Origin of the sequence: Kitasatospora sp. NPDC088779, assembly GCF_040685395.1 — a bacterium.
Taxonomy (GTDB): domain Bacteria; phylum Actinomycetota; class Actinomycetes; order Streptomycetales; family Streptomycetaceae; genus Kitasatospora.
This window is the reverse complement of record NZ_JBFBHW010000087.1, coordinates 1-17,366: the sequence shown is the minus strand read 5'-3', so window position 1 is coordinate 17,366 and position 17,366 is coordinate 1. Positions and strand designations below refer to the sequence as shown.

General features: G+C 70.3%; 15 protein-coding genes and 1 tRNA gene. 6 read left to right on the top strand and 10 right to left on the bottom strand.

The genetic code is table 11. From position 1 onward, the window contains the following. Window positions 1-104 precede the first annotated feature (104 nt). Together AB0P03_RS39615 and AB0P03_RS39610 are read right to left on the bottom strand one after the other, a co-directional pair. Window positions 105-890, bottom strand: coding sequence for a helix-turn-helix domain-containing protein (locus AB0P03_RS39615; protein ID WP_363633564.1), 786 nt, complete (start codon window positions 888-890; stop codon window positions 105-107). Window positions 891-991: 101 nt separating this feature from the next. Further along, window positions 992-1,077 (bottom strand) — tRNA-Leu (locus AB0P03_RS39610). Between the two features lie 62 nt (window positions 1,078-1,139). Here AB0P03_RS39610 and AB0P03_RS39605 point away from each other — a divergent pair. After that, on the top strand, window positions 1,140-1,826 hold the full coding sequence (locus AB0P03_RS39605; protein WP_363633563.1) for a response regulator: 687 nt from the start codon (window positions 1,140-1,142) through the stop codon (window positions 1,824-1,826). 74 nt (window positions 1,827-1,900) lie between these two features. Here AB0P03_RS39605 and AB0P03_RS39600 read toward each other — a convergent pair whose 3' ends face one another. The 6 genes from AB0P03_RS39600 to AB0P03_RS39575 all read right to left on the bottom strand — a co-directional run bounded on the left by AB0P03_RS39600 (window position 1,901) and on the right by AB0P03_RS39575 (window position 8,807). Next, on the bottom strand, window positions 1,901-2,617 hold the full coding sequence (locus AB0P03_RS39600) for an ABC transporter ATP-binding protein (RefSeq protein WP_350881732.1): 717 nt from the start codon (window positions 2,615-2,617) through the stop codon (window positions 1,901-1,903). Further along, window positions 2,614-3,435 carry an ABC transporter ATP-binding protein gene (locus AB0P03_RS39595; RefSeq protein WP_363588927.1) on the bottom strand — a complete coding sequence of 274 codons (822 nt, stop codon included), beginning with the start codon at window positions 3,433-3,435 and terminating at the stop codon, window positions 2,614-2,616. The genes AB0P03_RS39600 and AB0P03_RS39595 overlap by 4 nt, the downstream gene beginning before the upstream one ends. Window positions 3,436-3,443: 8 nt before the next feature. Continuing rightward, window positions 3,444-5,372, bottom strand: a complete 1,929-nt coding sequence (locus tag AB0P03_RS39590; RefSeq protein ID WP_363633567.1) for a branched-chain amino acid ABC transporter permease — start codon at window positions 5,370-5,372, stop codon at window positions 3,444-3,446. 5 nt (window positions 5,373-5,377) lie between these two features. After that, complete coding sequence (locus AB0P03_RS39585; protein ID WP_063347149.1) at window positions 5,378-6,307, bottom strand: branched-chain amino acid ABC transporter permease; 930 nt, start codon at window positions 6,305-6,307, stop codon at window positions 5,378-5,380. A gap of 205 nt (window positions 6,308-6,512) precedes the next feature. After that, a complete protein-coding gene (locus tag AB0P03_RS39580; RefSeq protein WP_363588910.1) occupies window positions 6,513-7,751 on the bottom strand; it encodes a branched-chain amino acid ABC transporter substrate-binding protein in 1,239 nt (412 codons plus the stop codon). 591 nt (window positions 7,752-8,342) lie between these two features. Further along, the gene (locus AB0P03_RS39575) at window positions 8,343-8,807 is read right to left on the bottom strand and encodes a hotdog fold thioesterase (protein WP_363368771.1); all 465 of its coding nucleotides are present in this window, start codon (window positions 8,805-8,807) and stop codon (window positions 8,343-8,345) included. A 347-nt stretch (window positions 8,808-9,154) separates the two neighbouring features. Here AB0P03_RS39575 and polA point away from each other — a divergent pair, with 347 nt between their 5' ends. Beyond that, window positions 9,155-11,842 (top strand): DNA polymerase I, encoded by a 2,688-nt coding sequence (polA, locus tag AB0P03_RS39570; protein WP_363633565.1) that lies wholly within the window; start codon window positions 9,155-9,157, stop codon window positions 11,840-11,842. 187 nt (window positions 11,843-12,029) lie between these two features. Next, window positions 12,030-12,575, top strand: coding sequence for a GNAT family N-acetyltransferase (locus AB0P03_RS39565; protein WP_363633562.1), 546 nt, complete (start codon window positions 12,030-12,032; stop codon window positions 12,573-12,575). Window positions 12,576-12,608: 33 nt separating this feature from the next. On the opposite strand, the gene AB0P03_RS39560 is transcribed toward AB0P03_RS39565, so the two are convergent. Continuing rightward, on the bottom strand, window positions 12,609-13,310 hold the full coding sequence (locus AB0P03_RS39560; protein WP_363633561.1) for a TetR/AcrR family transcriptional regulator: 702 nt from the start codon (window positions 13,308-13,310) through the stop codon (window positions 12,609-12,611). A 70-nt stretch (window positions 13,311-13,380) separates the two neighbouring features. Here AB0P03_RS39560 and AB0P03_RS39555 point away from each other — a divergent pair, with 70 nt between their 5' ends. Further along, the gene (locus tag AB0P03_RS39555; protein ID WP_363633559.1) at window positions 13,381-14,043 is read left to right on the top strand and encodes a class I SAM-dependent methyltransferase; all 663 of its coding nucleotides are present in this window, start codon (window positions 13,381-13,383) and stop codon (window positions 14,041-14,043) included. Window positions 14,044-14,754: 711 nt separating this feature from the next. On the opposite strand, the gene AB0P03_RS39550 is transcribed toward AB0P03_RS39555, so the two are convergent. Beyond that, the gene (locus tag AB0P03_RS39550) at window positions 14,755-15,606 is read right to left on the bottom strand and encodes an alpha/beta hydrolase (RefSeq protein ID WP_363633558.1); all 852 of its coding nucleotides are present in this window, start codon (window positions 15,604-15,606) and stop codon (window positions 14,755-14,757) included. Window positions 15,607-15,894: 288 nt separating this feature from the next. Here AB0P03_RS39550 and AB0P03_RS39545 point away from each other — a divergent pair, with 288 nt between their 5' ends. After that, window positions 15,895-16,308: a GNAT family N-acetyltransferase gene (locus tag AB0P03_RS39545; protein ID WP_363633556.1), complete on the top strand. Its 414-nt coding sequence runs from the start codon at window positions 15,895-15,897 to the stop codon at window positions 16,306-16,308. A 69-nt stretch (window positions 16,309-16,377) separates the two neighbouring features. Further along, a complete protein-coding gene (locus tag AB0P03_RS39540) occupies window positions 16,378-16,902 on the top strand; it encodes a GNAT family N-acetyltransferase (protein ID WP_363633555.1) in 525 nt (174 codons plus the stop codon). Window positions 16,903-17,366: the final 464 nt, after the last annotated feature.

The window sequence follows — 17,366 nt, the reverse complement described above, 5'->3', positions numbered from 1 at the left end:
GCCGCCCCCCCCCCCCCCCCCACCCCCCCCCCCCCCCCCCGGGGCCCCCCCCCCCCCCCCCCCGGGCGGCCCGCCCCCCCCCGGCCCCCCCCCCCCCGCCGCTGTCAGTGCTTGGGGCCGATGTGGGCGTCCATGAGGGCGACGGACTCCTTGCTGGCGACGGAGACGTTGGTGGCACCGGTCGGCCGGGCCGCGGCCTTCCACTGGACGCCGACGGCGTCGAGGGTGGCGGTGACGAGGCCGATGATGTCGGTCGAGGTGTTGGTGAAGAAGTAACGCGGGTACTCGTAGCGCTTCTTGACGCCGCCGACCGTTCGCGTCGTCCAGTTGGTGATGCGGCAGCCGTCGGAGTGGATCAGGCCGCGCAGGAACTCCCAGGGGTGGGCGTCGACGATCTCCCGCTGCCAGGGCTCCAGGGCTATGGTGCGCTCGTGCTTCTTGCCGGGGCCGTGCTGGGGGAAGTGGCAGGTCAGGTGATTTGAGTAGAGCTTGACGTCGTGACAGCCGGTTCGCTGGACTCGGCAGGCACTGTTCCTCGGAAAGACCAGGCGCATGGCCTGTTCGACGGAGTCCGTGATCCCGGGCCACTTGTTGTCACAGGTGATCTGAAGGCTCTGAGTCCTGCGGTACTCGTTGGGGAGCAGGATGTGGCCGTCGCCGAGGTAGAGGCCCAGCAGATAGGCATAGGCGGGGCGGTTCAGGTCGTCGCCGTAGCAGTGCATGCACGTGGAACGCTTGCGGCCGGGGAGCTGGTGGCATTTGGCGAGGTCTTGATGCTTCCACCAGGAGACCGTGCCAGGAGAGACCCGGAGTCGTCGGGCGACATCGGCATTGCGTACACCTCGACGGAGGAGGTGTACGGCTTGTTCGCGCACGGAGAGAGATGTCATGTGCGTCAGACTGGGGCGCGTCAGGACGGATAGCGGATGCTTTTGACGTGATCCACTAGATGAGGTGAATTTCCCACAGTCTGGGAATATGAGGAAAAATATGGTGCCGAGTGTGGGATTCGAACCCACACGCCCTTTCGAGCAATCGCTTTTGAGGCGATCGTGTCTGCCCTTCCACCAACCCGGCAAGTTCGCGCCCGTGAAGGATACCCTGTGAGCGCTGTTGGGCGCAGCTAGGTACCCTCGTGCATGCAGTACCCCGCCGGAACTAGGAGCCCCGTGAGCACCGCCGACGAGCAGGCACAGCCGCTTGAGACCGATTCGCCCCAGATCACCCGGATTGTGATCGCCGAGGATGAGGCGCTGATCCGCCTCGACCTCAAGGAGATGCTCGAAGAGGAGGGGTACACCGTCGTCGGTGAGGCCGGGGACGGGGCCACGGCGGTGAAGCTGGTGGAGGAGCTTCGGCCGGACCTCGCGATCTTCGATGTGAAGATGCCGGTGCTGGACGGGCTCTCCGCCGCCGAGCAGATCCACGAGAAGCACCTGGCGCCGGTTCTGATGCTGACGGCGTTCTCGCAGCGGGAGCTGGTGGACCGGGCGCGGGACGCCGGGGCGATGGCGTACATCGTGAAGCCGTTCAGCAAGGCGGATCTGGTGCCGGCGATCGAGATGGCGGTGTCGCGGTACACCGAGATGCGGACGCTGGAGGAGGAGATCGCGGATCTCACCCAGCGGCTGGAGACCCGGAAGCTGGTGGACCGGGCGAAGGGCGTGCTGCAGACGAAGTTCGGGCTGACCGAGCCGGCGGCGTTCCGGTGGATCCAGAAGACGTCGATGGACCGTCGGATGACGATGGCCGCGGTGGCCGAGGCGGTCATCGAGGAGGGCGCGGCCCAGGACCGCAAGAAGGCGGACGAGGACGCGTCCGAGTAGACGGACGCGAGGAGGGCCCGGCAGATCTCGTCTGCCGGGCCCTCCGTGCGTGGAGGCGTGGATGCGTGGAGGTGTCAGTCCTCGCCGAGGTAGGCCTTGCGGACGGACTCGTCGTGCAGGAGGTCGGCGCCCGTCCCGGAGAGGACGATGCGGCCGGTCTCCATGACGTAGCCGCGGTCGGAGAGGGAGAGGGCGGCCTGGGCGTTCTGTTCGACGAGCAGGATGGTCGTGCCGGCGGCCTTGAGCTCGATGATGGTCGCCATGATCTTCTGCATCATCAGCGGCGACAGGCCCATGGACGGCTCGTCGAGCATGAGCAGTTTGGGCTGGGACATCAGGGCCCGCCCCATGGCGAGCATCTGCTGTTCACCGCCGGAGAGGGTGCCGGCGGCCTGGCGGCGGCGTTCTCCGAGGATGGGGAAGAGGTCGTAGGCGCGGTCGACGTCGGCGGTGATGCCGGCGGTGTCGGTGCGCAGGAAGGCGCCGAGGAGGAGGTTCTCCTCGATGGTCATGCGGGGGAAGATGTGCCGGCCTTCGGGGGAGTGGGCGAGGCCGAGGGCGACGATCTTGTGCGCGGGGACGGTGGTGAGGTCCTGGCCGTCGAAGGCGATGCGTCCGGCGGTGGGTTTGAGGAGCCCGGAGAGGGTGCGCAGGGTGGTGGTCTTGCCGGCGCCGTTGGTGCCGATGAGGGTGGTGACCTCGCCCTGGTTGACGGTGAAGCTGATGCCCTTGACGGCTTCGATCTTGCCGTAGGCGACGCGGAGGTCCTCGACCTCGAGGAGTGCGGTCACTGGTCGGTCTCCGTAACGGTCTCCGCGACTGCGGGGGTGGTGCCTTCGAGCGGGGCGCCGAGGTAGGCGGTGATGACGCGTTCGTCGTTCTGGACGGTTTCGCGGTCGCCTTCGACGATCTTCTGGCCCTGGACGAGGACGGCGGTGCGGTCGCAGAGGTTGAAGATGAAGCGCATGTCGTGCTCGATGACGAGGATCGAGACGCCCTGGTCGCGGATGGCGAAGACGAGTTCCTCGGCCGCGCGGGTCTCCTGGGGGTTCATGCCGGCGGTGGGTTCGTCGAGCAGCAGGAGGCCGGGGTCGGAGGCGAGGGCGCGGGCGATCTCCAGCTTGCGCTGTTCGCCGTAGGGGAGGTTGCGGGCGAGGTGGTCGGCCTTGTCGGCGAGGCCGGTGAAGGCGAGGAGTTCCATGGCCTTCTCGCGGCTCTCGTTTTCGGCGCGGTGGTAGCCGGGGCCGCGGAGGATGGCGGAGAAGATGCCTTCCTTGGTGCGGGTGTGGCGGCCGACGAGGACGTTCTCCAGGACGGTCATGTTGGCGAAGAGCCGGATGTTCTGGAAGGTGCGGGCGATGCCGGCCTGGGTGACGAGGTGGGGCTTGGGCGGCAGGAGGGTGCCGCGGTAGCGGACGGCGCCCTCGGTGGGGACGTAGAGGCCGGTGAGGCAGTTGAAGAAGGTGGTCTTGCCGGCGCCGTTGGGGCCGATGAGGCCGATGATCTCGCCTTCGCCGACGGTGAGGCTGACGTCGTTGACGGCGGTGAGGCCGCCGAAGCGCATGGTGACGCCGGTGACTTCGAGCAGGGGTGTGGCGGTGGTGGTCATCTGGGTGGTCACGCCCCTGCCTTGGTGAGTGCGGCGCCGTCGCCGGCGGGCTGGGCCGGGATGGCGGCCTCGTGGAACTCCAGTTGGCGGCGCCGGTTGGGGATGAGGCCCTCGGGGCGGACGCGCATCAGGATGATGAGGGCGGCGCCGAAGGCGAGCAGCTGGTAGTCGGAGAGGAATTCGAGCTTCTTGGGGATGAGGAAGAGGAGGGTGGCGCCGGCGAGGGGCCCGCTGATGGTGCCCATGCCGCCGAGGATGACGGCGGCGAGCAGGAACGCGGAGTTGGGCGGGAGGGCCTCGGCGAAGGTGTACTGGTCGGGGGTGACGGTGTAGCTGACGTGGGCCTGGACGGTGCCGGCGAGGCCGGCGAGGCAGGCGCCGAGGGCGAAGGCGAGGAGCTTGAGGCGGAAGCCGTTGATGCCCATGGCCTCGGCGGCGGTCTCGTCCTCGCGGATGGCGACCCAGGCGCGGCCGATGCGGGAGTTGCCGACCCGGGCGAAGACGAGCACGACCAGGGCGGTGACGAGGAGCATCAGCAGGTAGTAGTTGGAGAAGCGGCCGAGTTCGATGCCGGCGACGGTGTGCGGCTTGCCGAGGTCGAAGCCGAGGATCTCCAGGTCGGGGATCCGGGGGATGCCGTTGGAGCCGTTGGTGACCTTGGGGCCGGTGGTGCCGTTGAGGTTGAGCATGGTGATGCGGAAGATCTCGCCGAAGCCGAGGGTGACGATGGCGAGGTAGTCGCCGCGCAGGCGCAGCGTGGGGGCGCCGATGAGGACGCCGAAGACCATGGAGACGGCGGCGCCGGTGAGCATCGCGGCCCAGAACGGGAACTGGACGTGGATGGGGGAGGCGGGGGAGCCGGAGACCAGGGCGGCGGCATAGGCGCCGACGCCGAGGAAGGCGACGTAGCCGAGGTCGAGCAGGCCGGCGAGGCCGACGACGATGTTGAGGCCGAGGGCGACGGTGGCGAAGATCAGGATGTTGGTGGCGACGGACGTGTACTGGTCGCTCGTCTGGGTGAAGGGGAAGCTGGCGGCGGCGGCGAAGGCGGCGCCGGTGGTGACGGGGCGGTGCTTGACGGTCAGGGCGCGCAGCCGGGCGAGCAGGCCGGACCGGGTGAGGGCGGGGACGACGAGGGCGGCGAGCAGCAGGTAGCCGATGAAGAGTTCGCCGTACTCGGTGTCGATGCCGAAGGTGATCGTGAACAGTCCGAGGCCGAAGGCCAGGACGATGATCAGGACTTCGGCCCAGGAGGGGAGTTGGCGCGGCGCGGGCAGGGGCCGGTCCACGGTGCCCAGGCGCAGCCAGGTGTGGGCGAGGTGGCCGAGCTGGAGCAGCAGGACGACGCCGGCGGCGATGGCGAGGGCTCCCGCGAGGGCGGTCATCACGGGGGCGACGGGCTGGTCGCCGGGGATGGCGTGGGCGGCGAACCAGCCGGCGGGGGCGACGGGGACGAGCAGGAAGAGGCGCTTGTCGAGGATGCGCAGCGGGACGCGGGTGAGGCGGTCGAGGGGGAGGCCGAGGGCGCCGAGGACGGTGAGGAGGCCGCCGGCGGCGAGGATCCAGCCGCCGGCTTCGAGGTTGGCGAGGCCGCCGAGTTCGGTGGCGATGGCGGCGACGGAGAAGACGCTGACGGCGAGGGCGCCGGTGGCGGTGTAGAGGACGGCGTTGTGGCTGCGGGTGGGGGCGGCCCAGCGCAGGCCGGGGGTGCCGTGGGTGGCGAGGAGCAGGAGGAGGGTGAGGAGTCCGGCGGCGAGGGCGAGCCATTGGAGGCCGGCGGGTGAGCCGGTGTAGGTGAGGTCGCCGGGGAAGTCGGAGGTCCAGGTCCAGGGGAGGGCGGCGGAGGCGGCGGTGGTGAGGGCGCCGAGGCCGGTGAGGGCGGTGGCGGCGCGGGCCGGCAGGGGGATGACCGGGGTGGTTTCGGTGGTGGTGGTCATGGTGGTCACGCCCTGTCCGCGACGCGCTCGCCGAGCAGGCCCTGGGGCCGGACGAGGAGCACGAGGATGAGGAGTACGAAGGCCCAGACGTCCTTCCAGGCGCCGCCTCCGAAGAGGTGCATGCCGGGGAGGTGCTGGATGTAGCCGGTGGCGAGGCTTTCGGCGAGGCCGAGGGCGATGCCGCCGAGCATGGCTCCGTAGATGTTGCCGATGCCGCCGAGGACGGCGGCGGTGAAGGCCTTGAGGCCGAGGATGAAGCCCATGCGGAAGTCGACCTGGCCGCTGCGCAGTCCGTAGGCGACGGCGGCGACGGCGGCGAACGCGGCGCCGATGGCGAAGGCCATGACGATGATGCGGTCGGTGTCGATGCCCATGAGCTTGGCGGTGTCGGGGTCCTGGCTGGTGGCCTGCATGGCGCGGCCGGAGCGGGTGCGGGTGACGAACCAGCCGAGGGCGAGCATGCACAGCGGGGCGGCGATGAGCAGGAAGAGGTCGCTGCGCTGGATGGTGACGGAGCCGAGGCTGAAGGGGTCGCCGGGGATCTTGGGGAAGACCCGGGCCTTCTTGGCGTCGGGGTAGAAGGAGAAGACGAGTTGCTGGAGGAAGATGGACAGCCCGATCGCGGTGATGAGGGGGGCGAGTCGGGGGGCGTTGCGCAGGGGCCGGTAGGCGAAGCGCTCGGCGGCGACGGCGGTGAGGGTGGAGACCAGGATGCCGGCGATCAGCATGAGCGGCAGGGCCAGCCACAGGGTGGTGCCGCCGGGGAGGGCGAGGTAGGCGGTCAGGGCGCCGAAGCCGCCGACCATGACGATCTCGCCGTGGGCGAAGTTGATGAGCTGGACGATGCCGTAGACCATCGTGTAGCCGATCGCGACGAGTCCGTAGAGGGCGCCGAGGATCAGGCCGTTGGCCAGCTGCTGCGGTAGGTCGTGCACCGCTGGGCCTCCGTAGTGCGTTCGGGGTTGTCCGCGTGGGTGGTGGATGTGGGGGCGCGCGGGGGCACTCGTGGCGCCCCCGCGCGCTGTGCTGCTGGAAGGTGGTGCGGGCCGGCTCAGCGGTTGAGGTTCAGCCGTCGAGGGCTGAGCCGCTGGAGGCCCAGCTGTCGAGGGCTCAGCCGTTGAAGGCCCAGCCGCTGGAGGCTCAGCCGTTGAAGGTGCCGGTCTTCTCCACGGTCCACTTGCCGTCCTTGACGGTGTAGACGGTGAGTTGCTTGTTGGTGGTGTCGCCGAACTCGTCGAAGGAGACCTTGCCGGTGACGCCGTCGAAGGAGACCTTCTGGACGGCGTCGACGACGGCGGCGCGCGGGTTGGCGGGCAGCTTGCCGTTGTTGGCGGCGGCGACGGCCTTGACGGCCTGGATGATGGCCCAGCCGCTGTCGTAGGAGTAGCCGCCGTAGGTCTCGTAGGGGTCCTTGTAGCCGGCGGCCTTGTAGTCGGCGATGAACTTGGCGGCGGTGGGGAGTTGCTCGACGGCGCCGCCGACGGCGGTGGCGTAGTCGCCGGCGCTCTTGGGGTTGAGCTTGATGAAGTCGGCGCTCTGCATGCCGTCGCCGCCCATCAGCGGGATGTTGACGCCGGCGTCCTTGAGCTGGAGGGAGAGCGGGCCGGCGGCGGGGTACTCGCCGCCGTAGTAGACGGCTTCGGCGCCGGAGGTCTTGACCTTGGTGACGATGGCGGAGAAGTCGCGGTCGTCGGGGTTGACGTGCTCCTCGCCGACGATGTTGCCGCCCTGCTTGGTGAATTCGGCCTTGAAGGTGGCGGCGAGGCCGGCGCCGTAGGTCTTCTGGTCGTCGATGAGGAAGACCTTGGACTTCTTGGCGTCCTTGGCGAGGAACTGGGCGGCGAAGGGGCCCTGGACGGCGTCGGTGGTGGCGGTGCGGAAGTAGGTCTTGAAGGGGCGCTTCTTCTCGCCGGTGACCCACTTCTCGCCCTGGCTGAGGGCGACGCCGGTGTTGGCGGGGGAGATCTCGACGAGGTTGGCGTCGTTGAAGATCTGCTGCATCGACTGGGCGACGCTGGAGTTGAGCGGGCCGACGACGCCGAGGACGCTGTTGTCGGCGACGAGCTGGGTGGCGTTCTGCTGGCCGGGGCCGGGCTTGGCGGTGTCGTCGAGGGCCTTGACCTGGAACTTGACGCCGGGGACCTCGTTCTGCTCGTTGGCCTTCTTGACCGCGAGGTCGACGGAGTTGCGGATGCCGATGCCGATGGCGGAGAGGTCGCCGGTGAGCGGGGCGTCGATGCCGATGGTGACGGTGGTGGCGGAGCCGCTGTTGCCGCTGCCTCCGTCGGCGGACTTCTTGTCGTCGCGGGAGCCGCACGCGCTGAGGCTCAGGGCGCCGATCACGGCAATGCTCACGACAATTGCGGAACGGTGACGCACGAGGGTCCCCTTCGGTTCGGGAGGCGCCGCGCCTGAGTTGGCGGGAGCCGGGATGCGCGGAGGGCCGGGCCCAATCCGTTGGCGCGGTGACTGGCCGTGACTCTAGATGCCTCTGGGCGACTCGGGCAGTGGTGTGGCGAGGCTGTGATTCTCTTGTTATGAGCACACAGAGCAGTTGTCTCAACATGTGGTCGTTTTGGCGCGAGCGATCCGCCGATGTAGGGCGTTTAGGGGCTGTTGGGGCGATGTAAGGGCCGGAAATGGGGGTTGCAGCTGGCTTGGTCGATAGTCGGACGCCCGTGTCCGATTCACTTGTTCCGGTCATGCTCGTCCGGATTTCGGACAGCGAGGGCATGGCGAAGGAACTCCGGGCCGCCTGCGAGCCTCGGAGCGGGCCATTGCTCGGATTTCCTACTTGTTACGTAGCGTTACCTGCGCGGATTCCGGGCATGCTGCCGCGTCGGCCGCGCCCGGACATGCCGCCGCCCCCTTGTCCAGACCAACGCCTGCCCAGGGTGGCGGAAGGTCAAACAAGGGGGCGGTCAAGGGATTTGATGATCCGTCGGCACCGGGAAGGGTCCCGGCGCGGGGTCAGAGGTCGCGCAGCATGCAGGTCAGCCGGCAGCTGGTGACCCGCTTGCCGGTGTCGTCGGTGATCGCGATCTCGTACGTGGCGGCGGTGCGGCCCTTGAACACCGCCGTCGCCACCCCGGTGACCAGCCCGGAGGTGGCCGAGCGGTGGTGGGTGGCGTTGAGGTCCACCCCGACCGCGTACCGGCCGGGGCCCGCGTGCAGCATCGCGCCGATCGAGCCCAGCGTCTCGGCCAGCGCCGCGGACGCGCCGCCGTGCAGCAGCCCGTACGGCTGCTGGTTGCCCTCCACCGGCATGGTGCCGACCACCCGGTCGCCGGAGGCCTCGACGATCCGGATGCCGAGCTTCTCGCCGAGGGCGCCGCCGGAGAAGGTCTGCGGGTCGACGCCGAGCTTGGCGAAGTGGTCCAGCACGTCCTGCGGGACCTTCAGGACGGGGGCCGCGTCGGGGGCCGCGTCGGTCATGGGGAACTCCTGCCGCTCGGGGATCGTCATCGTGCTGCCTGTGATCGTACGACCGTCCTACTCGGCGGTAGCGGCCGTGTCCGGGGTCGGGGCGTGTCCGGGGCCGGGGCGTGTCAACGGACGCCCCGGGCACGGCGGCCCCCGGCGCGCCCCCGCCGCCCGCGCCCGACGGGCCCCGCGCCCGATCGGCACGGCGCCCGATCGGCACGGCGCCCCTTTTGTCGGTGCCGGGCCATAGGATCGGTGGCCGGTAGTGGAATCGGCAGGAACGGGACGTTGACGTGGCTACGCAGAGTACGGACAAGGGCGCGACGGGTGGCGGCGGGGCCGGCCCGCGGCCCCGGCTGATGCTGCTCGACGGGCACTCGATGGCCTACCGGGCCTTCTACGCCCTGCCCGTGGAGAACTTCAACACCTCCACCGGCCAGCCCACCAACGCGGTCTACGGCTTCGCCTCGATGCTCGCCAACACCGTCCGGGACGAGCAGCCCACCCACCTCGCCGTCGCCTTCGACCTCTCCCGGCAGACCTTCCGCTCCGTCGAGTTCCCCGACTACAAGGCCAACCGCGCCAAGACGCCGGACGAGTTCCGCAGCCAGATCGGCCTGATCGGCGAACTGCTCGACGCGATGAACGTCCCCCGGCTGACGGCCGAGGGCTTCGAGGCCGACGACATCATCGCCACCCTGGCCACCGCCGCCGAGGCGGCCGGCTACGACGTCGACATCGTCACCGGCGACCGCGACTCCCTCCAACTGGTCACCGACCACATCACCGTGCTCTACCCGACCAAGGGCGTCTCCGAGCTCACCCGCTACACCCCGGAGAAGGTCGCCGAGAAGTACGGCGTCACCCCGCGCCAGTACCCGGACCTCGCCGCCCTGCGCGGCGACCCGTCCGACAACCTGCCCGGCATCCCCGGCGTCGGCGAGAAGACCGCCGCCAAGTGGGTCAACCAGTTCGGCTCCTTCGACGAACTCGTCTCCCGCGCCGACGAGGTGAAGGGCAAGATCGGCGAGAAGCTGCGCGAACACCTCGACTCGGTCAAGCGCAACCGCGTCCTCACCGAGCTCGTCCGCGACGTCGAACTCCCGCTCGGCGTCGGCGACCTGGCCCGCGCGCCGTTCGACAAGGCCGCCGTCGGCACGCTGATGGAGTCGCTGGAGTTCCGCAACGCCAACTTCCGCGACCGCGTCCACGGCATCGACCCGGCCGGCGGCGAGGAGGAGGCCGCGGCCGAACTCGCCCCCGGCGTCGAGGTCGACGGCGAACTCCTCACCGACCCGGGCACGCTGGCCGGCTGGCTGCGCGAGCACGCTGCCGACACCAAGGCCCCGGTCGCCCTCGCCGCCGTCTACCAGTGGGCGCTCGGCACCGGCGAGGTCACCGAAGTCGCCCTGGCCGCAGGGGAGTCCGCCGCCTGGTTCGACCCGGCGCAGCTCGCCGAGGAGGACGAGCGGGCCTTCGCCGCCTGGCTCGCCGACCCGGCCGCCCCCAAGGCCCTGCACATCGCCAAGCAGGTCATGCGGGCCTTCGCCGAGCGCGGCTGGGCCATCGAGGGTGTCGTCGCCGACACCGCCCTCGCCGCCTACCTGGAGAAGCCCGGCCGCCGCACCTTCACCCTGGAGGTGCTCGCCGAGGAGTACCTGGCCCGCTCGCTCACCCCCGCCCCCGCCACCGAGGACGGCCAACTCGCCTTCGACGCCCCGGAGGAGGACCCGGCGGCAGGCGCCCAGGCACTCATGCTCCAGGCCCGCGCCGTCCTCGACCTCGCCGCGCTCTTCGACACCCGCCTCGCCGAGGTCGGCGCCACCGGGCTGCTGCGCGACATGGAGCTGCCGATCGCCGCCCTGCTGGCCCGGATGGAGCGCACCGGCATCGCCGCCGACCGCCCCTGGCTCACCAGCCTGGAGACGCAGTTCGCCACCGAGATCCAGCGCGTGGTCGAGGAGGCGCACGCCGCCGCCGGGCGCGAGTTCAACCTCGGCTCGCCCAAGCAGCTCCAGGAGATCCTCTTCGGCGAGCTCGCCCTCCCCAAGACCAAGAAGATCAAGACCGGCTACACCACCGACGCCGACGCGCTCACCTGGCTCGCCACCCAGACCGACAACGAACTGCCGGTCATCCTGCTGCGCCACCGCGACCAGGCCAAGCTGCGCACCACCGTCGAGGGCCTGCTCAAGACGGTCTCGCCCAAGGGCCGCATCCACACCACCTTCAACCAGATGGTCGCCGCCACCGGTCGGCTCTCCTCGCAGGACCCGAACCTGCAGAACATCCCCGTCCGCACCGAGGAGGGCCGCGCCATCCGCCGCGCCTTCGTCGTCGGCGAGGGCTACGAGTCGCTGCTCACCGCCGACTACTCGCAGATCGAACTGCGCATCATGGCCCACCTCTCCGAGGACGAGGCCCTGTTGGAGGCCTTCGCCACCGGCGAGGACCTGCACACCACCGTCGCCTCCCAGGTCTTCGAGGTCCCGGGCACCGCGGTGGACGCCGAGATGCGCCGCAAGATCAAGGCGATGTCCTACGGCCTCGCCTACGGGCTGTCCGCGTACGGGCTCTCGCAGCAGCTCGGCATCAAGCCCGGCGAGGCCCAGGGCCTGATGGACACCTACTTCGAGCGCTTCGGCGGCGTCCGCGACTACCTGCGCCGGGTCGTCGACGAGGCCCGCGCCACCGGCTACACCGAGACGCTGCTCGGCCGCCGCCGCTACCTGCCGGACCTCAACAGCGACAACCGCCAGCGCCGCGAGATGGCGGAGCGGATGGCCCTCAACGCCCCGATCCAGGGCTCGGCCGCCGACATCGTCAAGATCGCCATGCTGCGGGTGGACGAGGCGCTGCGCGCCGCCGGCCTCACCTCCCGGATGCTGCTCCAGGTGCACGACGAAATCGTGCTGGAGCTGACGCCGGGCGAGCGCGAGCAGGTCGAGGCGATCGTCCGCGAGCAGATGGCCGGCGCCTACCCGCTGCGCGCCCCGCTGGACGTCTCGGTGGGCGTCGGCGCCAACTGGGAGGCCGCCGCGCACTGATCCGGCGGCGCGGTTCGGCGGTGCAGGGCTGCGGTGCGGTTCGGCGGTGCGGTTCTCGGCGGGCCCGGACACGGCTGGTGTCCGGGCCCGCCGCTCCGCTCCCGCGGGCCGTCGCGCAGCGGGCGCGACGATCGGCGGTGGGCAGCGGCGGATGGCGGAGAGCCCCTTGGCGGTCCAGAATGATCCGATGGTCACGCTTGAGACTCCGCGTCTGATCCTGCGTCGCTGGCGCGAGGAGGACGTCGCGCCCATGGCTGCCGTCAATGCCGACCCCGAGGTCATGCGGTGGATCCGTGACGGCAGCGTCCGTGACGAACAGCAGACCCGCGGCGGGATCCAGGCCTGGGAGAGCGAGTGGGGGACACAGGGCTTCGGCCTGTTCGCCGTGGAGATCCGGTCCACTGGTGAGCTGGCCGGGTTCACCGGCCTCTCGGTCCCCGAATTCCTGCCGGAGGTACTGCCGGCGGTCGAGGTCGGCTGGCGGCTGGGACGCTCCCACTGGGGGCGCGGCTTGGCCACCGAGGCCGCTGCGGCGGCTGTGCGGTTCGCGTTCGAGGAGCGAGGGCTGGAGCGGATCGTCAGCATCACTCAGGTGGGCAACGACGCCTCCGAACGGATCATGACCAAACTGGGGATGCAGCTGGCCCGTGAGACCGTCAGTCCCGCCGGCGGTCGGCGAGTACGGGTGTTCGCGTTGTCGTCGGACCAGTACGCCGCAACCCCTCGGCACTGAGCGCGGCCACCTCCCGCCGGCCCGCCTTCGGAGTCAGCTGCTCCCCGGCTTCCGTGCGTCGGCTGCGTCCGCTGCGTCCGCTGCGTCCGCTGCGTCCGCGGCGTCGGCTACGTTCGCGCGGTGCAGGAACGCCTCGACGAGGCGGTCGGTGAAAGCCTGGTCCACGGGTTCCGCCGTCACCAGGACGCGGTGGTAGAGCGGTCCCACGAGTTGGTCGATCTCCGCCGCCATGTCGAGTCCGGCGGCGAGCTGGCCGCGTTCCACCGCGCGTTCCAGCGGGAGCCGGTCGCGTCGGCGCTGTTCGTCGAGGTACCCGGACCGCAGGGCGGCGGCGAACGCGGGATCGTGCTGGGCGTGCCCGATGAGGGCCTTGAAGACGGCGCCCGCGTCGGACCGGGTGAGGAACAGGGCCAGTTGGCGCAGGTGGGCGCGCAGGTCCGGGGCCAGGTCGCCGTGGTCCGGCGGGGTCAGGGCTTCGGTCGCGTCCTGGAGGAAGGCGTCCAGGAGGATGTCGGTCTTGGTCTTCCACCAGCGGTAGACGGTCTGCTTGGCGACGCCCGCCCGGGCGGCGATGCCCTCGATGGTGACGCCGGTGAAGCCCTTCTCGACCAAGAGGTCGTCGGCCGCCTCCAGCACTGCCTGCCGGGCCTGTTCGCTGCGGCCGTGCCGGTTGCCGTGGTGGCGTGCCGCCGGTTGTGACCCGGCCGCCGCGGCGGCCGTACTTCCTCGTTCCATGTCTGCCTCCTGGGGCCAGGGTAGGCCAGAACCGCTAGACGCAACGCAACGGTGCGTCTAGTCTAGGCCCATGACACCCACCAACACCCTCGAAGACCCCCGCGTCGCCACCGCCCTCGACCGGATGTTCCGGCATGCCGAGCAGGACGAGGCGACCAGCAGGCGGATCCGGGCGGCGTGGCCCCAGAACTCCGCGCCCCTCGGCCCGCAGGAGCAGGCCGACGCCAACGCCGAGGTGTACATGCCGATTTCCGCCCAGGGCGGCCGCCTCCTCTACAACCTGATCCGGGCCACCCGCCCCGCCACCGTCGTCGAGTTCGGCACGTCCTTCGGCATCTCCACGCTCCATCTCGCCGCCGCGGTGCGCGACAACGGGACGGGCCGGGTGATCAGTACGGAACTGAGCGCCGCCAAGGCCGCGGCCGCCCGCCGGACGTTCGCCGAGACGGGACTGGACGACCTGATCACCGTCCTCGAAGGAGACGCCCGCGACACCCTCGCCGCAGTCGACGGCTCCGCGGACTTCGTCCTCCTCGACGGCTGGAAGGACCTGTGCCTGCCCGTCCTGCGACTCCTCGAACCACGCCTCGCGCCCGGCACCCTCGTCGTCGCCGACGACGTCGACCTGGAGGCCCTCGCGCCCTACCTCGACTACGTCCGCGACCCCGCCAACGGCTACCAGAGCGTCACGTTCCCCGTGGAGGACGGAATGGAGATCAGCTGCCGCCTCTAGACCCGTGTGGCGTCGTGATCGGTTGTGGGCACCGCCTTCTGCGTGGGGGTGGAACCCGGTACGACACCGGTCGTGACGCGTGGGCAACTCACGAATGCCCTGCGGGTGGACGGCCCGGATGAGGCCGACGTGGCCCCCCGGGCGGAGCCGTTCGCCGTCGGCCGACGGCCCGGAGGCCCGGCCCTGGGAAAAGGGCGCGCGCCACTGCGTCCGGTCAGGCGATCATGGCTGCCATGACGGACGCAACCGGACCGGAGCCGCTGGGCGTGTGCCTCGTGGCCAATGTCGCTCAGGAGACCGGTCACGGCGAAGGCGGGTCGGAGATCCGCAAGGGGCTGCGGCACTTCGCGCCGGGGGCGAAGGTGTGGATCGCGCCGCCGGCCTGGGGCGACGGCGGTGACTGCGTCATCGTGGCCGGACGTCATCGGGGCAACAGCCGTCGCTACGTGCGGATCGTGATCAAGAGTCGGTTCCTGGTGAACTTCAGGGTCCATGCCGTCTACAGCCCGGCGCTGGTGCGCGCGTTGACGGAGGCGGGACCCGGCGAGGAGAAGGAGTTCGGCGCCCGCTTCCTGTGGGATGCGGAGCAGGCGGAGAGCTGGGCGCGATCCCGGAACACGCCGAGGACGGGCTCAGGGCGGGCTGAGGACGGCCTGAGGGCGGCGAAACCGGCGCGCCGGTGGGGCGGCGCGCCGGGAACACTGCTCCGGGTCAGCCCGCGAGGTGCTCCAGGAGCAGCGGCACGATCCGCTCGGCGTCGGCCTCCGGCAGCCAGTGGGTGGCGCCCTCCAGCGCGACGAACCGGTACGGGGCGCTGACGTGCTTGGCCGTCAGGTCGGCGGCGTCGCGGCCCAAAGCGCGGTCCTCGGTACCCCAGACGAAGAGCGTGCGGACGGTGATCTCGCCGGCCGGCACCCGGAGTTCCTCGTTGATCGCCCGGTACCAGTTGAGCCCGGCCGTCAGCACGCCCGGCTCGGTCAGCCGTCGGACGTTGGACTCGGCCTGCTCCGTCGGCAGCGTGCCCCGGTAGATCGCGCGCAGCCTGGCCGCGTCGTCGGCCAGCATGGCCTGTTCGGCCACGTGCTCCGGCAGGCGGAACTCCCTGATGTACTGGGAGCGTTCGCGCTGGTCGCTGTCGTTGTTCAGGGCCTCGTAGAGCGCCTCGGGGTGCGGGGTGGAGAGCACGGTCAGGCTGTGCAGCCGCTCCGGGTGGGTGGAGGCCAACGCCCAGGCGACGAGGCCGCCCCAGTCGTGGGCGACCAGGTGGAAGCGCGGCGCGTCCAGGGCGTCGGCGAAGGCCAGCGCGTCCGCGACCAGCAGCTCGACGGAGTAGTCCGCGATGTCGGAGGGGCGGGCGTCGGGGGAGTAGCCGCGCTGGTCCACCGCCACCGCGCGGTAGCCGGCCGCGGCCAGCGCGGTCAGCTCGGCGCTCCAGCAGTCGGCGAACTCGGGGAACCCGTGCAGCAGCAGGACGAGCTCCCCGTCGGCGGGCCCGGCGGCCAGTCCGTCGAAGGTGTGCCGGCCGACGGTCAGACGAACGGCGGTGGGCAGGGGTGAGGACATGGTCAGCTCCTGTTGGTAGCGCGTCAACAGGGCGATCACATCATAGGGTTGGGTGGGCGGATTCGGCGGGCGGATGTGGCGGGCGGATGTGGCGGGCGGTGCGGTGGCCGACGCCGGTGCTCGCCCTTGGCGCGAGGGCCCGGGCGCAGGAAGTCGGCGGGGCCGACTTCCTGCGCCCAGCTCGGCCCGTCGCCGTCGACGACCGCGCGCGGGGTCGCCGCCTTCGAGGTCTCGGGCGACGAGTGGAGCGGCGATCACGGCCGTGGATGCATGGCAGGCTGGCCCTGCATGGTGATCAGTGATGTGTCGTGGGCCGATGACGAGGTGTTGGCGGTGTGTCCTGAGCTGACGGATGCCGAACTCGACGAGTTGTTCAGCGCGTCGTGGCCGAATCACAAGCCGACCTCCTTCGCGCCGATGCTGGCCCGCAGCCTGGCTTGGATCGCGGCGCGCCGGGGGAACCGGCTGGTCGGATTCGTCAACGTCGTCGGCGACGGTGGTGTGCACGCCTTCGTCCTGGACACCACCGTGCACCCGGACGACCGCGGGCAGGGGCTCGGGACCCGGTTGGTGAGGGCGGCTGCCGACGAGGCGAGCGCACGCGGTGCCGAGTGGCTGCACGTCGACTACGAACCGCACCTGGAGTCCTTCTACGGTCAGTGCGGATTCCGGCCGACCGCCGCCGGGCTCATGCGACTCTGAGCGTTCCGCCTCCGTCGCAGGGATGACTGGGCAGTCTGAAACGGTGGGTGATCGGTGAGGATCGTTGCCATGACTTACGTGATCGAAGCTGCTCGTCCGGGCGACTCCGCGCAGCTGGGGCCGTTGCTGCTGAGGGCTTGGCTGCAGACATACCCCAACCCGGAGGTGGGGATCGACGAGGACTGGATCCGTGAGCACCGCGGCTCGTCAGCTACCGCGGAAGGCATCAACCAGTGGCGGGAGTTCATCGAGGCAGCGAACCAGGACCCGGATCTGCTGTTCTGCCGTGTTCTCCGTTCTGAAACCGAGATCGTCGGCGTTCTCTGCGGGCGCCGCGGCGAGGTGGTCACTCTCGGACCGATGTATCTGCTGGAACACGTCCAGGGCCAGGGACTCGGTGGCCGCATGATGACCGAGTTCCTCACCTGGGCCGGAGCCACACCCATATGCCTATGGGCCACCGATTACAACGACAGCGCGGTCCGCTTCTACCAGCACCACGGATTCAAGGTCACGAGCGAGCGAGAGCTTTGGCAAGGAAAGCTGCCCAACCTCCGTATGACCCGCGAGGTCGCACCCAGCCTCAACAGCTGAGCTACCCGCGTTGGCAGCAACTGCCTCGAAGGCCAGCTGCGGGAGAACCCACGCCACGAGCTCGTGGGTGGGGCGAATGCAGACTCGACGGCCCGCCGCCGGAAGGGGTGGCGGGCCGCCTTGTCGACTGCTGCTGTTTCTCGTGAACATCCACGGTCCTCAAGATCGGCAACCGCGGCTCAAACCGGCAGACAAACGCTACTGCTGGAAGTGAACGAAGCCAGGGCGGTGTGCGGCAGGTGGGCTCTGCGGGGGTTGGGGGCGGGTGTGCGCAGGAAGTCGGGTGGGTCGACTTCCTGTGTTCATGGGTGGGTTGCGTGGGTGGCTTGGGCTTGGGCTTGGGTGCGGCAGTGGGTGAGGGCGGGTTTGAGGCGGGGGTCGGGGTTGGGGGTGGTGGTGAGGAGTTCGCCGGCGGTGGTGAGGGTGGTCCAGTAGTGGGTGGGGTCGCCGGTGGTGGGGTGGGG

Excerpts from the sequence above, each read along its gene's own strand:
- AB0P03_RS39605 (WP_363633563.1), top strand. The coding sequence starts at position 1,140 with ATGCAGTACCCCGCCGGAACTAGGAGCCCCGTGAGCACCGCCGACGAG.
- AB0P03_RS39595 (WP_363588927.1), bottom strand. The coding sequence starts at position 3,435 with ATGACCACCACCGCCACACCCCTGCTCGAAGTCACCGGCGTCACCATG.
- AB0P03_RS39590 (WP_363633567.1), bottom strand. The coding sequence starts at position 5,372 with ATGACCACCACCACCGAAACCACCCCGGTCATCCCCCTGCCGGCCCGC.
- AB0P03_RS39565 (WP_363633562.1), top strand. The coding sequence starts at position 12,030 with ATGGTCACGCTTGAGACTCCGCGTCTGATCCTGCGTCGCTGGCGCGAG.
- AB0P03_RS39545 (WP_363633556.1), top strand. The coding sequence starts at position 15,895 with ATGGTGATCAGTGATGTGTCGTGGGCCGATGACGAGGTGTTGGCGGTG.
- AB0P03_RS39540 (WP_363633555.1), top strand. The coding sequence starts at position 16,378 with ATGACTTACGTGATCGAAGCTGCTCGTCCGGGCGACTCCGCGCAGCTG.
- AB0P03_RS39560 (WP_363633561.1), bottom strand. The coding sequence starts at position 13,310 with ATGGAACGAGGAAGTACGGCCGCCGCGGCGGCCGGGTCACAACCGGCG.
- polA (WP_363633565.1), top strand. The coding sequence starts at position 9,155 with ATGCTGCTCGACGGGCACTCGATGGCCTACCGGGCCTTCTACGCCCTG.
- AB0P03_RS39575 (WP_363368771.1), bottom strand. The coding sequence starts at position 8,807 with ATGACCGACGCGGCCCCCGACGCGGCCCCCGTCCTGAAGGTCCCGCAG.
- AB0P03_RS39550 (WP_363633558.1), bottom strand. The coding sequence starts at position 15,606 with ATGTCCTCACCCCTGCCCACCGCCGTTCGTCTGACCGTCGGCCGGCAC.
- AB0P03_RS39555 (WP_363633559.1), top strand. The coding sequence starts at position 13,381 with ATGACACCCACCAACACCCTCGAAGACCCCCGCGTCGCCACCGCCCTC.
- AB0P03_RS39615 (WP_363633564.1), bottom strand. The coding sequence starts at position 890 with ATGACATCTCTCTCCGTGCGCGAACAAGCCGTACACCTCCTCCGTCGA.